Origin of the sequence: Thermogemmatispora sp. (assembly GCF_019683755.1) — a bacterium.
Classification (GTDB): domain Bacteria; phylum Chloroflexota; class Ktedonobacteria; order Ktedonobacterales; family Ktedonobacteraceae; genus Thermogemmatispora.
This window is the reverse complement of record NZ_JADGHT010000308.1, coordinates 1-5,625: the sequence shown is the minus strand read 5'-3', so window position 1 is coordinate 5,625 and position 5,625 is coordinate 1. Positions and strand designations below refer to the sequence as shown.

5 protein-coding genes are annotated in these 5,625 nt (G+C 59.0%); all 5 read left to right on the top strand.

Annotated elements, in window-relative coordinates; all coding sequences use genetic code 11:
• The coding region (locus IRZ24_RS16050) for a hypothetical protein (RefSeq protein ID WP_297166235.1) at positions 1 to 322 on the top strand (322 nt) is incomplete at its 5' end.
• Between the two features lie 165 nt (positions 323 to 487).
• Entirely contained in the window at positions 488 to 2,605 is a 2,118-nt protein-coding gene (locus IRZ24_RS16045) for a glycosyltransferase (RefSeq protein WP_297166232.1), read from the top strand.
• A gap of 465 nt (positions 2,606 to 3,070) precedes the next feature.
• The gene (locus IRZ24_RS16040; RefSeq protein WP_297166229.1) at positions 3,071 to 3,454 is read left to right on the top strand and encodes a CBS domain-containing protein; all 384 of its coding nucleotides are present in this window, start codon (positions 3,071 to 3,073) and stop codon (positions 3,452 to 3,454) included.
• 677 nt (positions 3,455 to 4,131) lie between these two features.
• Positions 4,132 to 4,689: a signal peptidase I gene (gene lepB, locus IRZ24_RS16035; protein WP_297166238.1), complete on the top strand. Its 558-nt coding sequence runs from the start codon at positions 4,132 to 4,134 to the stop codon at positions 4,687 to 4,689.
• Between the two features lie 32 nt (positions 4,690 to 4,721).
• Positions 4,722 to 5,411: a YrzE family protein gene (locus IRZ24_RS16030; protein ID WP_297166227.1), complete on the top strand. Its 690-nt coding sequence runs from the start codon at positions 4,722 to 4,724 to the stop codon at positions 5,409 to 5,411.
• Positions 5,412 to 5,625: the final 214 nt, after the last annotated feature.

Below are 5,625 nucleotides of genomic sequence, written 5' to 3'. Positions count from 1 at the left end.
GAACATGAATGATTATCTGATTGGCTGGAAAATCCGCTGGAGTCCAATGTTAGCTCCAGATCAGGGCATGGTACCCGATGCCAGCGTCTTTGCCTTGGCCGAACAGGGGGCGCGGCTGGTCAGCGAGCCGACCTCGCCGGACGAAAAGGAGACTGGCGAGTGCAGCGCGAGGCCAGAGGAGGAAAAGGAGTCTATCCTGACAGGCGATCTCTGGGGGCCATTCGCGGCCTATGAGACGGAGGCCTCGCTGGAACTGGAGTGGATCGAACAAGTCTGTTGCCATATTGAGGTGATGACTGCGGGGGCGGGAGAAGGGGCTTGAGGTCAGCAGACAAGGTGCGCGTTGCCAATATAGCGGCTGGTGGCTGACGCTCTCCCCAGCGCGGCCCGGGCTCCGTGCTCCTTGCGTTGGCTGACTGCACTGGGACAGAGGGAGGCAAGCGCAGGGGCTTTGTGCTCCAGGACTGCACCGGACCAGGAGGGGGCTATGCATAGGCACTCGAGTGGGAACGAGCGCGGCAAGGGTCGTTCTCCTCAACTGAGCGTCATTCTTTGTACTTATAACCGTTGCAATCTCGTACTCTCAGCGCTGGCTAGCCTGCGTCGTCAGACGCTAGCACGTCACCTGTATGAAGTAATAGTCGTTGACAATGGTTCGCAAGATGGCACGCCCGCTGTCCTGCAACGCTATTTGCAGGCGCGTGCGCCAGATGAACGTGACTGGCAGGTGCGCTGCCTGGTCGAGCGACGCAATGGTCTGGCCTATGCGCGCAATACGGCCCTGGAACTAGCGCGGGGAGAGATCGCCGTCTTTCTCGACGACGATGCTTTGGCCTCGCCGCGCTTTCTGGAGTATCTGTTACAGGCTTACACCGAAACCGGTGCTGATGCCGTTGGCGGGCGCGTCGAACTCTACTGGGAGGCACCTCGCCCCTACTGGCTGACCGATGAGCTGCTGCCTGTGCTGGGCTATTTTGCCCCTGCCAGCGAGCGACAGCAGCTAAGGGCGCCCCAGACTTTAAGCAGTTGCAACTTTTCTGTCAAGGTTGCCGTCTTGCGAGCGGTCGGAGGTTTCTCGCCGCTCCTCGACAAGCGCCTGGCGGTGCCAACGCGGCTGGGAGTAGAAGATCTCTGCCGGCGTCTTCATGCTGGAGGCTATACGCTCTGGTATGAACCACGAGCTTTGGTGGCCCATCGCGCTCATGCCGCCCGTCTCTGCCGCACCTTTTTTATCGGCCACTCCTACTGGCAGGGCCGTTCTGAGGTGCTCATGGAGCTGAGCGCCGCTCTCACCCAGCGAGCCGAGGAGCGCAATGCCTGTCTTTCCTGGAGGGCTTTACTTGGCGATCTGCGGCAGCTTGGTCGCCTTTGTCTTGGGGAGCAGCTTCAACTTCTCATCGCGCGCGGCACCTCGGCGCAACGTCTCCATCTCACGATGGAGAGTGTGCGTTGCTGGGGGCGCTTCCAGCAGCGCTTAAGCCTGCTGTGGCGTCCTCTACCCCAGGAAGGCCACCTGGCCGTCTTACTGGTAATGGCGCCGCGGTGCGACGCGGCAACCCTCCTACTAGCCCAGGCCTTGCGGCGCGAAGGGATGGCCTGTCAAGTTGAACGCGCCAATCTCTCTCTGACCTGGCTGTGGCGTCACCGCAGTCTAGATGGTCAAGCCTGCGGCGTTGTGCAACTGCAGCGCCCGGGGGCCTGGTGCCTCCCAGTGCGTCGCGGTCTCCATCTGCTGCTGCGGCTCTGGCTGGCGCGTCATCTGGGGCTGCCGCTGGTGGTGACCGATAGCGGAGGCTGGTGGCATAGTGCTCGGGGCTTCCGTCCTTTGCTGCGTCGCTTCCTGGAGAGCCTCCTCCTGCATCAAGCCAATGCCATTCTTGTCCCCACCCAGCGCATCGAGGACTGCTATGACGAGCGCTCTCTACAAGAGCGGGCGCACAGCCTTCCCCCGGCTGGCTTTCGAGGCTACTATGCTGCTCCTCTACCGCGGGTCGAGGCTTACCGGCGCCTCGGTATACCGGCCTCCGTTCCTTATGTCTATCTCTGCTTTGCTGACCAGCACAGCGAAGAGGAAGTCCTTATTCTCTGTGAGAGCTTTCGCCGCCTCTGGGAAAAGCTCATGCCTGTCCCTGGCGACGTCTCGCAGGGGCCACACCTGCTGCTCATTGGCACTCCGCCTGATCGCCCACGGGCTGCCCGTCTATTACAGGTGGCAGCCCGTATGCCCATGTTGCATCTCTTTCTCCGTCCTCCTCTGGATGATGACATTCCGCTCTACTTAGGAGCCGCTGATGCGCTGGTACTACCGCAGCGCTCACATCTGCGCGCTGGCAACGTAGAGCTTGCGCTTCTGGCCCTTTCCTATGGGCGAGCAGTTGTAGCGCCAGCGCTTCCCAATTTCGCCGATCTGCCGGCCTCGCAGGCGGTAATCTTCTACCATGCCTCAGACGAAGCTGATCTAGAGCGAGCGCTCAGCGAGGTACGTTCCTGCTCCGGGCAGGAACTCTTACGTGTCACCGGCGCTGAGCCGCAGCTAGAGGCTGTAACGGGCTGGCGCGACTACGCACGACGTCTCATGAAGCTCTACGAGACCTTCCGCTGGTAGCCGGGGTTGCTGACCATCGAGATGAGGGGCCAGGACACTCGCCTCTCGGCTGCCCGGTATGGTAATGTATCAGCGGGGGATCAGGAATCAGTGAGGGACTCACTGGGGGCAGCATACGCGACACCAGACGAGCGAATCGCGAACAGCGCAGATCACCTTACTCGAGCCGTAAACGGTCTCCCCATCTGGGAGCCTCATTCTCGGCCTGCCTGTTAGTAGCAGATTATCGCTCGGTGCTCGTGGGCAGCCTGCAGTCTGCAGGCCTTGCCTCCGTGAGGAGCCAGCGAGTGAGACCTTGCTGCTCATGACATCTCAGCGGATCAGCTCAGTACCTTGGGAATGGCAAGCGCCGGATACAGTGAGGTATCGCTGTCCGCACAACGCAGTTCAGAGCTGAGCGTGGATGCGTCTATCCGTTGTTCATGGGCGTTGTTCTGTCAGCAGCGCAGCAGAGGAGAGTACCCAATGATCGCGAGAGACATTATGACCCGCACTGTCTACACCATTCGCCCCGAAGCGAGTGCCCAGGAAGCAGCCCAGCTCTTGGATCAGAAGCGCATCAGTGGCGCGCCAGTTGTCGATGGAGACGGCAGACTGATCGGCATGGTAACGGAGGCCGACATTATCAGCAAGGTCAACCGCGAGGGCTTGCGCGTCGCCGATATCATGAGCCACGAGCTGATCGTTGTCTCCGAAGAAACCCCATTGGAAGAGATCGCTGCTTTACTCTCCGAGCGCAAGATCAAGCGCGTCCCCGTTGTCGAAAATGGCCGGCTCGTTGGTATTGTCAGTCGCGCCGATATTGTACATGCTGTAGCCGCCGGACACCTCATTGTGCGCAACTGGTAGAGGCTGGCATCTCGTGTTATCATAGGAAAGCTGAAGCGTATGGCCCGCGAGTCAGCCAGCGCAAAAGAGACACAGACGGGCGCCTGATGAGTGCCTGAGCGCTAGAGGTGCTATCTGCTTCTCAGCTAGCGAGAGCAAGGGGAGGGATCTGTCTGCAGCGTGCGACGCAGCGGCTGTAACACTGTCTCAGAGGGTGATACCGGGCCCGGGCCTGACGTGCAGCCCTGAACTACCCGTCTCAGGCCCAGTGCTCTAGCAAGACAAGGGAGCATTGGTCAGGGCAGGGCCTGGTAAGATCAGGTCCCTCCCTTAAACATAGGGGATGAGGCTTGGCGAAAACGCAGGCGGGTAGGCGTAAATGGAGGTAGAGGTTGGCCTAATCAATAGCAGAGGAAAGCCGCGGCTCCGGGGCGGCTGCCGATAGACTGGCAAGCTGGTACCATTGGGCTGCTTTCTTCGATGGGCAAGGGATACAGTGAAAGCCAATGCCAGACTTCGCTATAATGTGCCAAGATGGAGTATTGATTTAGTGCAGAAGCCAGCTTTTGCCGGGGAACCCAACCGGCCCGTAAGTGAGCTGGCTGAGGCGTCGGGCCGGGTGAGAGAGTAACAAGCGAGCCGGCGCGGTTCTCCCGTATGTAGTGATCGGAACAGGCGAGGTAACAATCTTGAAACGAGTGCATCTTGCCCGCGATATTCTGGAAGTCATAGCCCTGGCGCTGATCCTCTTCCTGGCAACACGCCTTGCCATTCAAAATTATCACGTTGAAAATGTCAGCATGCAGCCGACACTGGTCGACGGCGAAAACGTCATTGTCAACAAGCTGGCCTATCTGTTTCATCCGCCCGAGCGTGGTGATGTCATCGTCTTTCATTGGCCGCTGGATACGCGCCAGGACTTTATCAAGCGCATCATTGGCATTCCCGGAGATGTCATTCGGACGGATAGTACCCATGTGTGGGTCAATGGCGTCCTGCTCAATGAACCCTATATCAAGGCCCCCTACAATGCTATCGCCAATATCTGGAAGCTGGGCAAAGATCAATACTTTGTAATGGGCGATAATCGTCCCGATAGCGACGACTCGCGCAACTGGGGCGTGGTGCCGCGCAACTACATTGTCGGTAAGGCGATCGCTGTCTACTGGCCTATCGATAAATGGCAGGTGATCAATACCTATCCGGCGGTCTTTGCCCGTATTCCTACGAACAACCCGCAAACGACCAGTAAATGACTAGCGATCAATTGAAGGAGGAAGTGCTGTAGATGCAAGATTCGGAACAGCATTATCCATTGCATCAGCATGAAGATGAGGGCTGGGGCAAAGACGAGGCAGAGGAGCGGCACGGGCGACATCGCCACAACATCGCGCCCTTCCCAGATCAGAGCGGGGAAGATGAAGAGGAGCGCGAGCTGCGCCGGCGCATGCACCAGCGCGAGGAACCGAGCCAGCCGGAGCTGCCCAGGGGTCGCCTCGTACCAACGCTGATCATAGGAGGAGTAGCCGGCCTCCTTTGCGCCGTTGAGAATATTGCGATAGTGCTATTCAATGCCTCGCTCTTTGCCAACGCAGAGCGGCTCGCCAGTCAAAATGCCTACCAGCTCGCCGTGTCGATCACAACGCTGTGCGGTCTGGTCATCTTCATCAGCCTGGTGATCTGTGCTGTTGCGGGATTTATAGTCGGCAAAGTGGCGGTGCGGCGTAGCTTCGGCTTCCTTGCAGGCTTTGTGGCCGGCCTGCTCTATTATCTGGGAGCGGTCTTTCTGCCGAACTCTATTCCCGGCTTCCCGACCAACGCTCCGGCGACCGGCAATGCGACCTTTGGCGGAGTAGTGGGGGGGATTGTAGTCACCATCATCTTTATGCTCTTACTGGGCCTGTTGGAAGGACTGGCGGCCCTCTTTGGGGCCTGGCTAGCAACGCGTCGTCATCCCTACTACGTGGGCTACAGCTAAGTTAAGAGAAGAAACTGGCAGCGAGCAAAAGCGTCTACTGAGATGAAGGGTGGCCAGCCAGGAAGGCTGGCCTTATTCCATTTCGTCTTGTCTGATCTGCCCGGTTTTCCCCCGCTTCCTCTCTTCCCTCGGCTACCGTCCTTAGCCGGTACGGCAGCGAGGGAAGAGAGGAAGAGTTCCGAGAGAGCTGAGTGAGAGAGAGGGAGTGCAGTTG

What these genes read in the sequence shown, in the direction of transcription:
- IRZ24_RS16045 (WP_297166232.1), top strand. Translation starts at nt 488, where the DNA reads ATGCATAGGCACTCGAGTGGGAACGAGCGCGGCAAGGGTCGTTCTCCT.
- IRZ24_RS16040 (WP_297166229.1), top strand. Translation starts at nt 3,071, where the DNA reads ATGATCGCGAGAGACATTATGACCCGCACTGTCTACACCATTCGCCCC.
- IRZ24_RS16030 (WP_297166227.1), top strand. Translation starts at nt 4,722, where the DNA reads ATGCAAGATTCGGAACAGCATTATCCATTGCATCAGCATGAAGATGAG.